This is a genomic window from Nonomuraea sp. NPDC049028 (assembly GCF_043197735.1).
GTDB lineage: Bacteria > Actinomycetota > Actinomycetes > Streptosporangiales > Streptosporangiaceae > Nonomuraea.
The window spans coordinates 202,802-218,931 of sequence record NZ_JBICTR010000004.1; the positions used below are offsets into that span (position 1 = coordinate 202,802).

The 16,130-nt window shown below is 67.1% G+C and carries 14 protein-coding genes; 10 read left to right on the plus strand and 4 right to left on the minus strand.

Annotated elements, in window-relative coordinates:
* The first annotated feature begins 455 nt into the window (after window positions 1-455).
* Entirely contained in the window at window positions 456-1,151 is a 696-nt protein-coding gene (locus tag ACGFJ2_RS16560; protein WP_393468890.1) for a BTAD domain-containing putative transcriptional regulator, read from the plus strand.
* 31 nt (window positions 1,152-1,182) lie between these two features.
* Window positions 1,183-2,769 (plus strand): MBL fold metallo-hydrolase, encoded by a 1,587-nt coding sequence (locus ACGFJ2_RS16565; RefSeq protein WP_393468893.1) that lies wholly within the window; start codon window positions 1,183-1,185, stop codon window positions 2,767-2,769.
* Window positions 2,770-2,911: 142 nt separating this feature from the next.
* Here ACGFJ2_RS16565 and ACGFJ2_RS16570 read toward each other — a convergent pair whose 3' ends face one another.
* Complete coding sequence (locus ACGFJ2_RS16570; protein WP_393468896.1) at window positions 2,912-5,065, minus strand: MMPL family transporter; 2,154 nt, start codon at window positions 5,063-5,065, stop codon at window positions 2,912-2,914.
* Between the two features lie 110 nt (window positions 5,066-5,175).
* Here ACGFJ2_RS16570 and sbnB point away from each other — a divergent pair, with 110 nt between their 5' ends.
* Window positions 5,176-6,201: a 2,3-diaminopropionate biosynthesis protein SbnB gene (sbnB, locus tag ACGFJ2_RS16575; RefSeq protein WP_393468899.1), complete on the plus strand. Its 1,026-nt coding sequence runs from the start codon at window positions 5,176-5,178 to the stop codon at window positions 6,199-6,201.
* A gap of 80 nt (window positions 6,202-6,281) precedes the next feature.
* Here sbnB and ACGFJ2_RS16580 read toward each other — a convergent pair whose 3' ends face one another.
* On the minus strand, window positions 6,282-6,425 hold the full coding sequence (locus ACGFJ2_RS16580) for a hypothetical protein (RefSeq protein ID WP_393468902.1): 144 nt from the start codon (window positions 6,423-6,425) through the stop codon (window positions 6,282-6,284).
* Window positions 6,426-6,771: 346 nt separating this feature from the next.
* Here ACGFJ2_RS16580 and ACGFJ2_RS16585 point away from each other — a divergent pair, with 346 nt between their 5' ends.
* A complete protein-coding gene (locus tag ACGFJ2_RS16585) occupies window positions 6,772-7,212 on the plus strand; it encodes a DUF2569 family protein (protein WP_393468905.1) in 441 nt (146 codons plus the stop codon).
* Window positions 7,213-7,449: 237 nt separating this feature from the next.
* Here ACGFJ2_RS16585 and ACGFJ2_RS16590 read toward each other — a convergent pair whose 3' ends face one another.
* The gene (locus ACGFJ2_RS16590; RefSeq protein WP_357952507.1) at window positions 7,450-8,391 is read right to left on the minus strand and encodes a LacI family DNA-binding transcriptional regulator; all 942 of its coding nucleotides are present in this window, start codon (window positions 8,389-8,391) and stop codon (window positions 7,450-7,452) included.
* 165 nt (window positions 8,392-8,556) lie between these two features.
* Between ACGFJ2_RS16590 and ACGFJ2_RS16595 the strand changes: the two genes are divergently transcribed.
* The 5 genes from ACGFJ2_RS16595 to ACGFJ2_RS16615 are packed head-to-tail and all read left to right on the plus strand — an operon-like array spanning window position 8,557 to window position 13,243.
* Window positions 8,557-9,348, plus strand: a complete 792-nt coding sequence (locus tag ACGFJ2_RS16595) for an ABC transporter permease (protein ID WP_357640695.1) — start codon at window positions 8,557-8,559, stop codon at window positions 9,346-9,348.
* A complete protein-coding gene (locus tag ACGFJ2_RS16600; RefSeq protein WP_357952506.1) occupies window positions 9,345-10,136 on the plus strand; it encodes an ABC transporter permease in 792 nt (263 codons plus the stop codon). Before ACGFJ2_RS16595 ends, ACGFJ2_RS16600 begins: the two co-directional genes overlap by 4 nt.
* Window positions 10,133-11,110, plus strand: a complete 978-nt coding sequence (locus tag ACGFJ2_RS16605) for an ABC transporter ATP-binding protein (protein ID WP_357952505.1) — start codon at window positions 10,133-10,135, stop codon at window positions 11,108-11,110. The genes ACGFJ2_RS16600 and ACGFJ2_RS16605 overlap by 4 nt, the downstream gene beginning before the upstream one ends.
* 13 nt (window positions 11,111-11,123) lie before the next feature.
* On the plus strand, window positions 11,124-12,173 hold the full coding sequence (locus ACGFJ2_RS16610) for a polyamine ABC transporter substrate-binding protein (protein WP_357952504.1): 1,050 nt from the start codon (window positions 11,124-11,126) through the stop codon (window positions 12,171-12,173).
* Window positions 12,170-13,243, plus strand: coding sequence for a hypothetical protein (locus ACGFJ2_RS16615; RefSeq protein WP_357952503.1), 1,074 nt, complete (start codon window positions 12,170-12,172; stop codon window positions 13,241-13,243). Before ACGFJ2_RS16610 ends, ACGFJ2_RS16615 begins: the two co-directional genes overlap by 4 nt.
* A gap of 97 nt (window positions 13,244-13,340) precedes the next feature.
* Here ACGFJ2_RS16615 and ACGFJ2_RS16620 read toward each other — a convergent pair whose 3' ends face one another.
* Window positions 13,341-13,793, minus strand: a complete 453-nt coding sequence (locus ACGFJ2_RS16620; protein ID WP_393468911.1) for a serine hydrolase — start codon at window positions 13,791-13,793, stop codon at window positions 13,341-13,343.
* 340 nt (window positions 13,794-14,133) lie between these two features.
* On the opposite strand from ACGFJ2_RS16620, the gene ACGFJ2_RS16625 reads away from it, so the two are divergent.
* Window positions 14,134-16,047 carry a PIG-L family deacetylase gene (locus ACGFJ2_RS16625; RefSeq protein WP_393468913.1) on the plus strand — a complete coding sequence of 638 codons (1,914 nt, stop codon included), beginning with the start codon at window positions 14,134-14,136 and terminating at the stop codon, window positions 16,045-16,047.
* The last annotated feature ends 83 nt before the right edge of the window (window positions 16,048-16,130 follow it).

Consider the following 16,130-nt stretch of genomic DNA (forward strand, 5'->3'; position numbering starts at 1 on the left):
TTACCCATGGTCCGTCGGGCGGCTATACGTGGGTTATATTTCCGTGATCGCCATGCAACCGGAGCCGCGAACAGCGCGGGGGCAGGCGTGGAAGGCAGAGCTGGACATCATCGCACAACCCGCTATATGACGTCTATATTTCGGACGACCCTGGACAGGTCAGAGTCGCGCACCTAGTCTCGAGATCGGTGAGCGACGTTTGGGGCGCGCCTGAGCATCCGCGGCTGCGGACGGGGTCAAATTCAACATGTGATCACGCTCCGGCCAACGGTATAAACGTTAGCGCGAGGGGCAGCGGCCGCATCACATCCGTCCACCCAACGGGGGAACAATGTACAAATCGGCGAAGATTGCATGACATGCAAAACTCTCACCGTGAATTCCGGGTCCTCGGGCCCGTGACCGCCTGGCAGGGGGAGCGGGAAATTCCTCTGAAGGGCTCCAAGCAGCGGACCATGTTCGCGGCTCTCCTGTTTCAAAGCGGTCAGGTGGTGTCGGACCTCAGGCTGGGAGAGCTGCTCTGGGGCGATCGGCCACCCGCTACCGCGAGCGCCCAGATCCACACGTACGCCTCACGGCTGCGCAGGCAGCTGGCTCCCGCGGTGACGATCACCCGGCACCACCCCGGCTACCTGCTGCAGGTCATATACGGCCAGGTCGACATCGACCTGTTCGAGTCCCAGGTCAAGTTCGGACACGGCGCGCTGCGTCTGGGCAGGCACGAGGAGAGCGTCACCTGGTTCCGTTCGGCGCTGCGGCTCTGGCACGGCGCGGCGCTGTCGAACGTCACCGAGCACCTCATCGAGGCGGAGCGTCCGCGTCTGGAAGAGGCGCGGCTGATGACCCTGTCAGCGCGGATCGACGCGGAACTGGCTCTCGGCCTGCACGAAAGGCTGATCTCCGAGGTCGTCGACCTCGTCTACCAGTATCCGCTGCAGGAGGGTTTCCGCGCCCAGCTCATGATCGCCCTTGATCATGGAGGGTGCCGCGAGGAAGCGTTGTCGGTCTACCGCGAGGGCCGGCGGCTGCTCGCGGAGGAGTTGGGGGTCGACCCGAGTCCGACGCTGCGCTCGGTCTATCAGGCGCTGTTGTCCCTGGACTCGTCCGAATGCCTTACGTTAACCGATTGCTACGGTGCCGGCGTCTCCTAGCAGGACACGGCATATTACCCAGGAGCGCGACATGGACAACGAACCACGCTTCCTTCACCCGAACGCGATCATCGAACCGCTGGTGGACCGCTTCTTCGCCTGGGCACACACCTACACCCCGGTTCAGGCCGCCATGAACGTGGCCTTCCTTCAGGTACCGCTCCTGGAGTCGTACCTGGAGTCGCCCGCGACGCATGTCGCGGCCTCCATCAACCCCGACCTGCGGGGCGGCTACTTCGTCAACATCGCCGAGAACCGGGCGGACGAGGTCAGGGCGCTGGTCGACTCGATCAGGACCGAGCGTGCGCCGATGATCGAATTCGCCGAAGGGATCGCGCAGGCCGATCACCTCCTGGAGGAGAACGCCACCGGCTTCGACCTCACCCCGCTCTACGCCAAGCTGCCGCCTGCCCTTTCCGGCCTGGTGGAGTTGGTCTACGACATGTTCAGCCAGCCGTCGATCCGGTTCCTGGAGCCGTTGATCTACCGCAGCCCGGTGTTCGCCGAAGGGCGCCAGTCGGTGCAGCTGTCCCTCGAAACCGGTGTGGAAAGGCCGTTCATCCTCAGCACGCCACGGCTGCCGGCCCCCGGCGTCGTGGACCTGCCGCTGCCGTTCCGGCACCCGGGCCTCACTGCGCTGTTCGATGCCCGGTTGCGGCCCACCAGCCTGAACGCGCTCCGCGAAGCGCTGGAGATCGACGACGACGAGACCGCCAAAGGTCTCACGCGCCTGCTGTCCCCGGAACCCCTGGCACGCGCCGACCGCCACATCGAGACCGGCGGCCGGGTCCGCTACTTCGGCCACGCCTGCCTCGTGCTGCAGTCCCCGGAAGCGGCGATCATCACCGATCCGTTCATCAGCGGGGACAGCACGGCGACGGGCCGGTACACCTACGACGACCTGCCGGACCACATCGACGTCTGCCTGATCACCCACGGTCATCAGGACCACATCGTGCTCGAATCGCTGCTCCAGCTGCGTGGCCGCATCGGCACGGTCGTCGTGCCGCGTTCCTCGGGCGGCAACCTCGCCGATCCGTCGCTCGCCCTCTACCTGTCGTCGCTGGGCATGCACGTGACCGAGGCCGACATCTTCGACGAGATCTCCTTCCCCGGCGGAAAGCTGGTGGCGACGCCGTTCCTCGGCGAACACGCCGACCTGGATATCCGGGCCAAGTCCACCTACTGGGTGCAGCTGGCCGGGCGTTCGATCTTCGTCGGCGCGGACTCCTCCGGCGTCGACCCGGTGCTCTACCGTCACGTCCGCTCCCACCTGGGCGCGACGGACATGGCCTTCCTGGGGATGGAGTGCGACGGCGCCCCGCTGCCCTGGCTCTACCGGGCCCTGCTGACCCGGCCGATCCCCAAGCGCATGAGCGACTCTCGAAAGCTGTCGGGTTCGGACGCCGAGCAGGCGGCCGACATAGTCACCGAACTCGGCGCGCGCGAGGCGTACATCTACGCGATGGGCGAGGAGAGCTGGCTGGGTCACGTCATGGCGACCAGCTACGACGAGAGCTCCTACCAGCTGCGGCAGATCGAGAAGTTCCTCGGCTGGTGCCGGGACCACGGCGTCCCCGCGGGGCACCTGCTGAACCAGCGCGAGTGGCGCTGGTGACAAGGCCGGGCCGCGCCACCGGACGACACGGCTTGATGTGAGCAGGCGATCGGGCTCGGAGGCTTCTCGTCCGAGCCCGACGTCTTGTTGTGCCCGTACGACCTGGGCGTGGCGTTCGAGACGACGCATGAGGCGAGACCGCTCAGCGTCCGGTCACTTGCCCGACTTCGACCCTCGGCACCTGGAGGCTGCTCTCCTCCCGCAGGCCGAATCGCCCGTGCAGTCTGCGCAGCGGTCCGGGGGCCCACCAGTTCGCCCGTCCCATCAGCGTCATCACCGACGGCACCAGCAGGCACCGTACGAGGGTGGCGTCCACCAGAACGGCCGCGAACAACCCGATGCCGATCTGCTCGATGTCCCCCATCCTCGCCATCCCGAACGCGGCGAACACCACCATCATCAGCAGCGCGGCCGAGGTGATGATCCGCCCGGTGTCCCGCAACCCCGCTCGGATCGCGTCGCGGGTGCCGAGGCCGGCGGTGACGTGCTCGCGGATCCGGCCGAGCAGGAAGACCTCATAGTCGATCGACAGACCGAACGCGAAGGCGAAGATGACGGTGAGCGCGAACGGGTCCAGCCCGCCCACGATGAGCGTGTCCAGCGGCCCGGACATCCAGCCGTTCTGGAACACCAGCACCAGTACTCCGAACGTGGCGCCCAGCGAGACCACCGCCATGGCCACCGCCGTCAGCGGTATCATGATCGACCCGCTGAGCAGGAACAGCAGCACCAGCATGGCGACGGCGGTGACGCTCACTGCCAGCGGCATCCCCTCGCGCAGCAGGGTAGAGACGTCCGCCAGTTCGGCCGCCTGTCCAGCGACCCAGATCCGGAAGCCGGCCGGTCGTTGCTCGCGCACCCGATGGACCAGCTCAAGGGCGTCGGGCCCCTGCGAGTCGCCGCGCACCGCCAGCACCACCGTTGACAATTTCGCTCCGTCCTGGCGTGCCGACTCGACCCGCACGACCGACGGATCACCGCTCCACCGGCCCGCCCACTTCGACAGGCTTGCCGGATCGGTCTGCCCGACCACGATGACGGCCGGCCGCTCGGTTCTGCCGTACTTGGTGGCGAGCACGTTGGTCACCTGGACCGACTCCAGGTCTGGCGGGAGGATCTTGGTACCGGACAACGCGATCTTCGCGCCGAGCATCGGCGCGCCCAGGGCGAGCAGCGCGACGACGATCCCGATCCCCACCAGGAGCGGGGAGCGCTGGACCAAGCCGACCAGCTTCGCGAAGAACCCGCCGACGCGGTCCTCACCGCGCAGGGCGCTCTTCGAGGGATGGATCCGCCCGCCGAACAGGCCCATCAACGCGGCGAGCATCGTCAACGCCGTCGTCATGGCGACCAGCGATGCGGCGACGCCGCCCGCCGCCACCGCGCGCAGGCCCGTGGCGTTGAACACGAAGAGCCCGCTCAGCGCTGCCGCGACCGTCAGCGCGCTGAACATCACCGTCCGGCCCGCCGTGGCCCACGTACGCTCGACCGCCTCGGCGCGTTCGGCACGGGTGATCCCATGACGCCCGGCCGCCGCCGCCCGCCGGTACGGCGCCACCAGCTCCTCACGGTATCGCCCGACCAGCAGCAGACCGTAGTCGATGCACAGCCCGAGCCCCAGCAACGTCACCACAGTGGTGACATTGCCGTCGAGCGGTATCACCTGGGAGAGGCCCAGCAGCACCACGAAGGCCGTGCCGACGCTGATGATCGTGGTGATCAGCGGCATCCCCGCAGCGATCAGCCCGCCGAACACCAGCACCAGCACCACGAACGTCAGGGGCAACGCCTTGAACTCCGCGTTGCGCATGTCCTTCTGCGCCGTGCCCTTGGTCTCGTACCTGAGCCAGGCGTCCCCGCCGACGCGGATCTTCGCCTCGGGGAGTCTGTCGCGGATCGTCCGGAGCCGGTCGGCGACGCGTATCGCGGTCTGCTCCTCATCGGCCTGCGTGATACCGACGGCGAGCATGACGCCGCTGCCGTCGGACGCGGTGCGGGGCGGCTCGACACCCGTGACACCCTTCACGGTCCGGGCGGCTGCGGCCGTCCCGCGCAGCGCCTCCTTGGTACGGGCGGCTTTCGGGTCCACCCCTTCGACCAGCAGCACCACCTGCGAACCGCCTTCGCCGAGCAGCTGCCTGGCCTGCAGCGACTCCGGCACGTTCTTCTGCTGCACGGCGGACATCCCGCCGACGACGGAACCGGCGGAGGCAAACCCCGCCACCATCAGCAGAAGGGATGCGATGACCACCTTCCAGCGGTGCTGGAAGCAGAATTTGCCTATCGATCTCGTCATGCGACCAACAATGCATCCGGAGATCGCGACCGTCAGTGGGGCGAAACCCTGACTTCAGGGGGTCTAGGCCTAAACCTTTCGGATCTCCCCACCGTGAAATGGAATTGCCCATGAACAGATCCCCTTCCTTCGCCGTGATCTCAGGTGCTCAGGTACACCAGGCCATCGCCCACAGAGAGGCCGAGATCACCAGCGTGGTACGCCACGCCTACGAACTGCACGGCACGGGCGCCACCGTCAATCCGGACTCCTACTTCCTGCGTTTCCCCGACCGTCCGTCGTCCAGGATCATCGCGCTGCCCGCATCCATCAAAGGCGATGTCGACGTGCACGGACTGAAGTGGATCTCCAGTTTCCCGGACAATGTCGCGGCGGGCATCCCGCGGGCCTCCGCCGTGCTGATCCTCAACGACACTGAGACGGGCTACCCCTTCGCGTGTCTGGAGAGCTCGGTGATCAGCGCCACGCGTACAGCCGCGTCGGCCGCCCTGGCCGCCACAGAGCTGAGCGGTCTGCGCGGCGAGCGGCCGACCAAGGTGGGCTTCGTGGGGACCGGGCTGATAGCCCGCTACATCCACACCTACCTGTCCGGCAACGGCTTCGTGTTCAAGGAGCTCGGCATCCATGACCTGGCGCCCGAGCACGCGCGGGGTTTCCAGGAATACCTCCAACGGACCGAGCCAGGACAGGTCACCATCCACGACACCGCGGAAGACCTGATTCGCTCGTACGATCTGATCGTCTTCGCGACCGTGGCCGGCGAACCGCACGTCACCGACCCCCGTTGCCTCGCGCATAACCCCCTCATATTGCACATCTCGCTGCGCGACCTGTCACCGGAGCTCATCCTCTCGTCGTACAACGTGGTGGACGACGTGGAGCACTGCATGAAGGCCGGCACCTCGCCGCACCTGGCCGAGCAGCGGGCCGGTCACCGCGGTTTCGTGGCGGGCACGCTGTACGACGTCCTCGCGGGCACGGTGGCGCCACCGGCCGGCCAGCCAGTGATCTTCTCACCGTTCGGCCTGGGTGTCCTGGATCTCGCGGTCGCCAAGTATGTCTACGACCGGGTAACCGCCTCGCGGGAGCTGCACACCGTTCCGGACTTCTTCTACGACATGAGCCGCTACGGCTGATCCGGAGTCGCGAGCCGGTCGGGCGGCCGTTTCTCAAACGGTGGCTCCCGCCGCCACAGCGCTCAGGGCAGCTTGGGCGTTCATGACGGGAACACCGATGGCAGCATCTCGGCGCAGTCGAGGTTGAACACCCCAGGCATGAGCTGCCCGCCGAGGCGGCGTTGCAGGGCACGCTCCTCGTCAGTGAAGTTCGGCGGTGGGGGCCCGTCGCGGATCACCGGCACTTCGAGTCGGTGGGCCAGGACGGTGACCTCTCCCCAGGTGAGCCGCCAAGAGTGTGCTGTACCCAGCCGACCTGGGTACAGCGGGGATCGCGATCAGAGCCCGAGCAAGATCCAATCACCGTCTGTGACGGCACTGCACAAAGATCGCCAGAGCCATCTTCAACGAGCGTCGTCACCGAGGCTCCCCGGCGAAAGCCGCCATTTCGCCGCCCAAGCCGCCGTATCCACGCCCCAACAGAGAAGTAGCGCTACCCCCCGGAGACTGCGGCCTAGACCCACTGACACGCCATGCCCTACGCCCCAGACTGGCAGAGAACGATGTTGCACATAAAAAGGGGAACGAGTGGTGAACAACCTCACGATACGAGGCTCAACAACTGCGCCGGAAGGCATCCGCGGGTGGTTGCTCGTCTATGTCATCGTTTTGGGCCTGTTGGCCCTCCACGGACTAGGCTTGACCGTCGCCACTCTGATCGTCAACGCCAATCCGTCACTGGCGGGAATGAACTCGTTCGTGCCGCTGCCTTCGCTCCTGCTGTACGTGATCAGTAACCTTTTACTTGTCATGTACACCGTCGTGCTCTACATCCTGATGTTCAAAAGGCGGAAATCGGCGATCATCAACAACGTCATCTTCCACGTGCTGTCGATCGCGTTCCTGGTGTCCTGGCACATCGTCGGCATGAAGTCCACCCTCGGCACGGTGATCGACTCCACGCCAGGGGTCGTCGGCGTCTGGTACGTACTTGCGTCCAGGCGAGTACGGAGCACGTTCACCCAGGTGTGACCGCGGGCTTATGGCCTCGGGTCTTCAGCTCTGCGTCTGCCGAAAACTCCGTCCATGCAGATCAAGCGGCACAGATCAAGCCGGCCCGTCTGATCAATTGAATCCAAAGCAGGAACGGTCAAGGGATGCCATCCACCCTATGGCTGCTCGTATCCCCCTCTGTCGCCACTGACGTTCGGGAGTATTTTGGACCGGCCATGCAATCGGATTGCAGCGGACTGGATATCGGGCAACGCCCTAGCTGATCGGAACCGTGAGGCGGCGTCTGGTGGGCGGTGGCTCCTTGCGCTCGCCGAGGAGGGTCATGAGCTGGTCCATGGCCACCTCACCGAGCTTCTCGCCGTCCACGTCGATCGCGGGGACGTCGTCCAGGCCGAGGCTCTCGACGATCATGCGCTCCGAGCTGACCACGACATCACGGATTCCCCGGCTGAGCAGGGCGAACATGAGGCCGAGGCCGATCGAGGTCGCGTAGGGGACCACGGCGGTGGCGCGGGCGGCCACCACGGCCTCCGCCGTCCCCACTCCGGCGGCGAACGTCGAGGGGTACGGGCCGAGCATGGTCAGCGTCGCGCCGCTCGACTCGGTCGCGGCGCGGACGGCGGCCTGGCGCTGGCGATCCTGCCACGAGCCCGCCGGGCCGCCGATGTAGACGATGCGCTCGTGACCCTTCTCGACGAACCAGGAGACGAGCGCGCCGAAGGCGCTGGCCGTGTCGGCGACCGCCGAGGTCATGCCCTCGATCTCACGGTCGATGAGCACGGTCGGCTTGAACGACGCGGCGGCGCGGACGATCTCGTCCGAACCTCGGGGCGCGGTGAGCAGGAAGCCGTCCACCTGGTGCGCGAGCTGCTCGATCGCGGCGATCTGGGCTTTGTGCTCCAGAGAGTGCACCGAGATGGTCAGCTGCATCCCCGAGTCGGCCGCGCGCGCCTGGGCCCCGCCGATGATCGGGGTGAAGAAGGTATTGTCGAGCGTGGGCACCACGACGGCGACCACCCCGGTCCGCCCGCGGGCCAGCTGGGTGGCCGCCCGGTTGGGGACGAAGCCGAGCTGCTCAGCGGCTGCGCGGACGCGGGCCACCGTCTCCGGGGCGGCCTGGTCCGGCCGGCCCAGCGCGCGGGAGGCCGTCGCCTTCGAAACCCCGGCCAGCGCGGCGACGTCGGCGAGTGTCGGCACTCATCCTCCTTGAGTCGTTACCTGAATTTCACACAGGGGTTTGTGCGCGAGGCCGCTCATAACTTATGGTCAGGGCTCGTGGAACCGGTTCCGCAACCGGTTCCAGGCAAGCGTACGCCACTGAGAAAGGACGCCGACATCTCCCGCACATCGGCCTTTCTACTGGTGCCTGGTCTCGTCCTTCTCGTCGCAGGCTTCCTCATCCCCTCCGCCGCGATGCTCTTCGCGCCGCCGGACGTGGCGACCAGCGAGATCTTCGCGCGCCTGGGCGAGATGCTCACGGATCCCTACGACCTTGAGGTGATCGGGCGCACGGTCGGGTTGGCACTGGCTGTCACGATCATCTGCGTCGTCCTCGGCTTCCCCATCGCCTACTGGCTCGCCCGCTCGCCGTCCCGGTGGAGCGGAGTCTTCCTGGCTGTGGCGATCTTCCCACTGATGCTGAGCAACGTGGTGCGAACCTTCGGCTGGCTGGTGATCCTCGGCTCCAAGGGGGCGCTCGGCCAGCTGCTCGTCCAGCTCGGCATCGTCGAGGTGGCGCCGCAGCTGCTCTACACCAAGCTGGCGATCATCCTCGGTCTCACCCAGCTGTTCCTGCCGCTGGCGATCATCTCCTGCTACTCGGCCGTCGCCCAGGTCGATCCCGGCCTGGACGACGCCTCGCGCGGGCTCGGCGGGAGCAGGATCCGTACGATGTGGAGCGTCGTCATCCCGCTGACCATGCCGGGCATCGTGGTGGCCGCCACCCTGGTCTTCGCGGGGTCCGTCACCGCCTACACCACGCCCTATCTGCTCGGCGGGTCCAGCCAGCGGATGCTGTCCACGCAGCTGTTCAACTACGCGAGCACCACGGTCGACTGGGCCTCCGCCTCGGCGACGGCGCTCATCATGACGGTGCTGGTCTTCCTCGTCTCCGGGCTGTCCTCGCTGATCGGGCGGAAGGGGGCCACCTCATGAAGCGGCCCATCACCGCGGCGCTCGCGGTCATCGGCTACGTCATCATGATCGTGCCGATCATCTTCGTGGTCGCCACCGCCTTTACGGCGGGCAGCACCCTGAGGTTCCCGCCCGACGGGATCTCGCTGCGCTGGTTCGACGAGGCGCTCGGCTACGAGCCGTTCATCGGGGCCGCGCTCTCCAGCCTGGAGCTCGCCGTGCTCGCCACCGCGCTCGCGCTGCTGGTCGGCGTGCCTGTCACGCTCGCCGTCCACCGGGGGAAGCTCCCTGGCAAGGGGCTGGTCGAGGGGTTGTTCCTGTCGCCGCTCATCGTCCCCGAGCTGGTCGTCGGGCTCGCGCTGTTCCAGCAGCTGATGGTCGGCCTGGACCTGGACAACTTCAGCACCCTGCTGGTCGGGCACACGGCACTGATGCTGCCTTATGCCGTACGCGTGACCGGCGCCTCACTCGCGCTGGCCGACCCCGGGCTGGAGGAGGCCGCCCGCGGGCTCGGCGCCTCGCCGCTGCGCGCGTTCTTCAACGTGACGCTGCCCATCCTGCGGCCGGGCATCTTCTCCGCCGGGTTGCTCAGCGTGGTCACGTCCTTCAACAACGTGCCGCTGTCGCTCCTGCTGCAGGGACGCGACTTCCGTACGTTGCCGGTGACGATGCTCGACTACGTCCAGCAGTCCTACGACCCGATGGTCGCCGCCGCTTCCACCCTCGTCCTGGCCGCCACCGTGGTCATCGCGGTGATCGCCGAGCGCACGGTCGGATTCGCCAAGATCTTCGGAGGGATCAACCAATGACCGCCGCCGCCGAATTGATCGGAGTCACCCAGAGGTTCGGCTCCTTCACCGCCGTCGATGAGATCGACCTCACCGTGCCGTCAGGGCAGCTGACGACGCTGCTGGGCCCGAGCGGCTGCGGCAAGACCACCACGCTGAGGATGATCGCGGGTTACTCGGCGCCGACGTCGGGGACGATCCGCATCGACGGGGTCGACAGCACGCGGACGCCGCCGGAGAAGCGGAATCTGGGGATGGTCTTCCAGTCGTACGCGCTGTTCCCGCACATGACGGTGGCCGACAACGTCGGTTACGGGCTCAAGCTGCGCAAGGTGCCCTCCGCCGAAAGACGGTCGCGGGTCATGGAGACGCTCGAGCTCGTCGGGCTCGCGCACCTGGCCGACCGCAAGCCGAAGAAGCTCTCCGGCGGTCAGCAACAGCGCGTGGCACTGGCCAGGGCCATCGCGATCAGGCCCAAGCTCCTGCTGCTCGACGAGCCGCTGTCCAATCTCGACGCCCGCCTGCGCGTCCAGATGCGGGCCGAGATCCGGCGCATCCAGGCGGAGACCAAGCTGACCGTCATCCTCGTCACCCATGACCAGGACGAGGCGCTGGAGATGTCCGACGAGATGGTCATCATGAACGAGGGCCGGATCGTGCAGCAGGGCTCTCCGCAGCAGATCTTCCCCCGTCCGGCCGACCGCTTCGTGGCCGAGTTCCTCGGCTACGAGAACTTCCTCACCGCCGCCGACGGCACTCCGCTGACCATCCGGCCCGAGCATCTGCGCCTCGCCGAGCAGGGTCAGGGCCTTGACGCGAAGGTGGTCGACGTGGCCTTCCGCGGCGTCGACCTGCTCGTCTCGCTCGACGTGGTCGACCCGTCGGGCGCGACCGTCAGGCTGCTCGCCGACGTACGCAGCGGCACGCCCCTGACTCCCGGATCGAGCGTCTCGGTCATCGCGCCGGACGACCATCTGGTCTCCCTCCCCCGCTGAAAGAAGGAACTCCATGCCAACGCGCCGTGCCGTACTGGCCGCTGCCCTGACGCTGCTCGCCGCGGCCGGATGCTCCGGCTCCGGCTCCAGCTCCGCCGAGAAGCAGAACACCATCGTCGTCAGCACCTTCCCCTTCGGGGTGAAGGAGTTCGAGCAGGCGGTCGTCGCTCCGTTCACCAAGCAGACGGGGATCAAGGTCGAGCTGGACACCGGGTCCAACTCCGACCGGCTGTCGAAGCTGCGGCTCGCCAAGGGCAAGCCGGAGGCGGACGTGGTGCTGATCTCCGACTACTTCGCCGCGCTCGGGCAGAAGGACGGCCTCTTCCAGAAGGTGGACGTGCCCAACATCAAGGAGCTCGCGCCGTTCGCGACCGAGGGCGCCTTCGAGGGACCGGCCTACACGCACCAGCTCAACGGGATCATCTACAACACCGGCAAGCTGAGTCAGAAGCAGGCCGCCGACTGGGCGCTGTTCGCGGACGCGGCCAACAAGGGCAAGGTCGCTCTTCCCGATATTTCGGTGACCGCCGGACAACTCATGATTTCGGGGGTGGGTGAGTCGTACGGCAAGGGCCCCTACGACATCGACACCTCGTTGAAGACCCTGGCCGGCTGGGCGCCGAACGTCCTGCAGTTCTACACCTCCTCGACCGAGGTCACGAACCTGCTGACCCAAGGCGAGATCGTCGCCGCCGACGCGCTGAGCGGCTTCGCCACCAAGCTGGTCACCTCGGGCGAGCCGATCGCCTGGACCGCTCCCGCCAAGGGCCGCTACATGGCCACTAACCGGGCGATGATCCCCAAGGGCGCGCAGAACCAGCAGGGCGCGGCGAAGTTCATCGACTACATGCTGTCGGCCGAGGCGCAGAGCGCCATGGCGAAGGCCGCCGGTGACCTGCCCACGAACCCGAAGGCCGAGATCCCGGCCGACGTCGCCAAGGTGACGGGCGAGGCGGCGAAGGACCCCGTGGCCGCCGGCTTCAAGACCCTCGACCCCGCCCAGCTCGTCGACACCCGCACCACCTGGGTCGACCGGTTCACCCGCGAGGTGGCCGGCAAGTGAACCTCGACCTGATGCCCAAGGTCGATCTGCACTGCCACCTCATCGGCACCGTGCGCGCCTCGACCTTCGCCGAACTGGCCAGGCGGGAGGGGCTCGACCTGCCCGACACGCCCGAGCGGATCTACGCGGACGTGAACTCGCTCCCGCCGGACCCGGCGCTCTACCTGAACACCCGGATCCCGGTTCCGCAGGGCAGGAGCGCGGACGAGCCCGCGGTCCCCTACTCGCTGTTCCAGGTGTCCTCGTGGGTTCTCCAGGTCCTGCGCGACGCCGACGATCTCACCAGGATCACCTATGAGGCGTTCGAGGACGCCCATCGGACCAGCGCGACCAGGCATCTCGAGGTCTCCTTCGACGCGCTGACCGAACATCAGGAGAAGCTCGGCTACGCCACGGTGGTCGAGGCGTACGCCGAGGGCATCAGGATGGCCGAACGCGACTTCGGCATGTCGGGCCGGCTCATCGCGGCCGTCGACCGGAGCACATCGGGCGAGGAGGCGCTCTCCTGGATCCGTACGGTGGTGGACAACCCCCACGACTACGTGGCCGGGATCGGGCTGGACAACCTGGAGACCGCCGGGCCGCCCGAGCGGTTCGAGGCCGCCTTCCGGCTCGCCGGTGAGGCCGGGCTCCGCCGTACCGCTCACTCCTCCGAGCACGCGCCGGTCGCCGTCAACACGGTCACCTGCCTCGACGTGCTCGGGTGCGACCGGATCGACCACGGCTATTTCGTCCTCGAGGACGACGAGGTCGTCGCCAGGGTCAGGGACGAGCAGGTCCCGTTCACGGTCATCTCGACCACCTCGCGGCGCTCGTGGCGGCCGTGGCGGCGGGCGTCGATCGCGGCGATGCTGGAGGCCGGGCTCAACGTCATTCCGGCTTCCGACGACCCTGGGATGTTCCCGACGTCGCTGGCTCAGGAGTATCGGATCCTGTCCGATCAGCTCGCCGTACCGGATGAGCGGTTGCGGGCGATGGCGCTGGCCGGGGTGGAGGCGTGCTGGCTGCCGGAGCCGGAGAAGGACGCGCTGCGCAGGCGTTTTGAGAGCGAACTCGCGAACCTGGAGTGATCGGCGCGGCGGGCGCACGTGCGGGATCGGTCATCGCGACTTCGCGGCCCCACCAGGCAGTTTGTACGGTTCGCCGCAGAAGTAGCGGTTGAGCGCGTCAACGGCGGCCAGCAGGTAGTAGCCGGTGTTGGAGTAGGCGAAGCGGCCCCGCTCGGGCTGGGGCAGTCGCTTGGCCTCTGCCCTCCTGGACCAGCTGCGAGACGGTGGCGGCGACCATGCTCTTGGTCACGCTGGCGACCCGGAAGCGCGCCTCGCGCGGCACCGGCTTCCGGGCGCCCAGATCGGCGGTCCCGCTACGCGATGCGCTTACCGTTCCTTGGCGACATATGCCTTTCCTTTGGCGGAGGTCGTGGGAACGATCTCCACTCTGGTCGCCCTCGTCCACACTCATGATGATCTCCGCCTGCGACCGTAGTCGCACCGGGTAATACTGCAAGCTGACTGAGATCGGCGCCGAAGGCGGAATCCGGGAACTCGACCTGAGGACCGGCACGACCTCGCACGACACCGCGGCACCGGTCCGGCTCCCCCATCGGGCCCGGCCGGGCATTTCATCGAATTCTGACCGGCCGTCAAATTTAAATGAACAGCGGCAAGGCTTCGAATCCTTCGCCCAATTCCTTTCTCCGTAGATTTTATAACGAATTTATATTGGCGACCAAGTCGATCGCAAAAGCGCGCCCATTCGTTCACATAGAAGGCGGTCGGAGCACTGGATCCGCAACCACCCCAGTGCGTCTTCCCAGGCCAGAGCCACCTTCTCGAGAAATTCTGAGCGCGTTACGCAGTTGTTATCAAGTTTCCCCTTGCTCTCGGCCCAAGAACTATTCACTATTCGACCCTGGACCCTAGAACCTTTTGTCCGGTACGGCCTGCGTGGGGGGAACAACATGCGCGGAGGCAGAACTACCTCGTTCTGGGTGCGGCTGTTAGCCGTGCTCGCGACGCTCGTCGTGTTGGTGCCGATGGGCGGGGTGGCCGTCGCCACGCCCACCATCGCACCCGGCGCGTTCATGCAGATCGTGGCGCATGAGGACGACGACATCCTGTTCATGAACCCCGACATCGACGACTCGATCCAGTCGGGGGCGGCGAACGTGACGGTCTTCATCACCGCGGGGCAGGTCACCGGTGACGGTGATACCGACGAGCAGCGGGCCCGTAATCGGCAGCGCGGCATGCTGGACGCCTACGCCCGGATGGCGGGAGCGCCGGATGTGGATCCGGCCGCCCAGGAGGAGTGGACCGGGGTGGCCTGGACGATCGCGGATCGACAGGTCGAGCGATACACGCTCACGAGTCATCCGCAGATCCAGCTGGTGTTCATGAACATGCGGGACAACGAGATCGGCTGGTTCAACGTCGTGGACGACTTCGTCGATCACACGATCATCCCTGAGAACGGCCTGGTGAGCGCGTCGTACACGTACGAGCGCGCTGACGTGATCGCCGTACTCGCGGGATTGATGAACCACTACCAGCCCAACGTGCTCCGCGCCCAGGACCCCATCGTCGACAGCCGCTACGACCCGGGCCACGGCGACCACGTGGCCGCGGGACGGCTGGCCGGGGACGCCGCCACGGCGTCGGGCTTACCGATTCTGCTGGTGAACTACCGCGACTACAACATCGCCGACGCGCCCATGAACCTGACGACCGCGATCAGCGCCCGCAAGAGCGCGATCATCGATCACTACATCCAGTACGACCACGCGTTCGACCCGAACGTGTGGCCGACGCGGATGTACTACCGCTGGGCCAGGGGAACCCGTTGGGCAGGCCGGAACGCTGACGGCAGACCCCAGATCTTCGTGGTCCGAAACGGTGTGGTGACCACCTACGGGCAGACCCCGGCCGGAGCGTGGGACGGCCCGTACACGCTGGCCGGCGCGGGCGGCGCCTTGGCACCCGCGATCAGCGTGGGCAAACAGGCCGACGGCCGCTTGGCGATCTTCGCCAGGCGAATGACCGACCACCACATCGTCACCATGTCCCAGACCGCGGCCAATGGCGCCTGGACCGGCAGCTGGACCGACCTTGGCAATCCCCACACGAACTGGGAGGTCCAGGAACAGATCGGTCTGCCCGTTGTCGCCTCCAACGCCAACGGCCGCATGCAGATGTTCGTCAAGAACGGCAATGGCGGGGTCAGCAGCCGCGTCCAGACCGCGGCCAACGGCGGCTGGGGCGCATGGCAGAACCAGGGCGGCACTGACGTGCAGGACGGCCTCAGCGCCATCACCACGCCACTGGGCCGCATCGAGCTGTTCGCCAGTTCCAGGACTCGGCTGCTGCGCTGGTATCAGTCCACCCCCAACGGCGGTTTCACCCGCGACACCACCGTCCCGTCGATGACCCCGGCCAGCCCGCCCTCGGTCGCTCTGTCCCAGGACGGGCGCCTCCACGTGGCCTACCGCCGCGCCGGCACCGCCGCGATGGTCGTCAGCTACCAGCTCGTGGCCGGCCTCGCCTGGAGCACCACGCCTGCCGTGATCGGGGGACACGCGGGGGTCGGTGAGCCCGCACTCGTCACCACGCCGGCTGGTCTGGACTCGCGGATCCTGATGTTCGAGCGCAACGCCACGACCGGGGTCAGCATGACCAAGCAGTTGATCGCGAACGGCAGCGGTTATGACGCGTGGGCCGACCTCAGCGGGACCATCGTCGATTACCCGGCGGCCACCCTTGATGCGAACGGGGCCGCCGTCATGTTCGCCGTGGGGACCGATGGCGTTGTCCATGCCCGCAGGCAATCGGCTCCGGGAGCCGACAGTCCGTTCGGGGCCTGGGAAGCCCTGCCCTGAGCGGTCACCCGCCGCACGATCCGCTGACGTCGCGTGGGTCGCAGCCCATGAATCATGGGCTGCGACCAGGCGGGGCATGGCGT

Bases quoted from the DNA above. Each gene is read 5' to 3' on its own strand.
- sbnB (WP_393468899.1), top strand. From the start codon at position 5,176: ATGAACAGATCCCCTTCCTTCGCCGTGATCTCAGGTGCTCAGGTACAC.
- ACGFJ2_RS16620 (WP_393468911.1), bottom strand. From the start codon at position 13,793: ATGCCCGGCCGGGCCCGATGGGGGAGCCGGACCGGTGCCGCGGTGTCG.
- ACGFJ2_RS16625 (WP_393468913.1), top strand. From the start codon at position 14,134: ATGCGCGGAGGCAGAACTACCTCGTTCTGGGTGCGGCTGTTAGCCGTG.
- ACGFJ2_RS16600 (WP_357952506.1), top strand. From the start codon at position 9,345: ATGAAGCGGCCCATCACCGCGGCGCTCGCGGTCATCGGCTACGTCATC.
- ACGFJ2_RS16605 (WP_357952505.1), top strand. From the start codon at position 10,133: ATGACCGCCGCCGCCGAATTGATCGGAGTCACCCAGAGGTTCGGCTCC.
- ACGFJ2_RS16610 (WP_357952504.1), top strand. From the start codon at position 11,124: ATGCCAACGCGCCGTGCCGTACTGGCCGCTGCCCTGACGCTGCTCGCC.
- ACGFJ2_RS16570 (WP_393468896.1), bottom strand. From the start codon at position 5,065: ATGACGAGATCGATAGGCAAATTCTGCTTCCAGCACCGCTGGAAGGTG.
- ACGFJ2_RS16565 (WP_393468893.1), top strand. From the start codon at position 1,183: ATGGACAACGAACCACGCTTCCTTCACCCGAACGCGATCATCGAACCG.
- ACGFJ2_RS16560 (WP_393468890.1), top strand. From the start codon at position 456: ATGTTCGCGGCTCTCCTGTTTCAAAGCGGTCAGGTGGTGTCGGACCTC.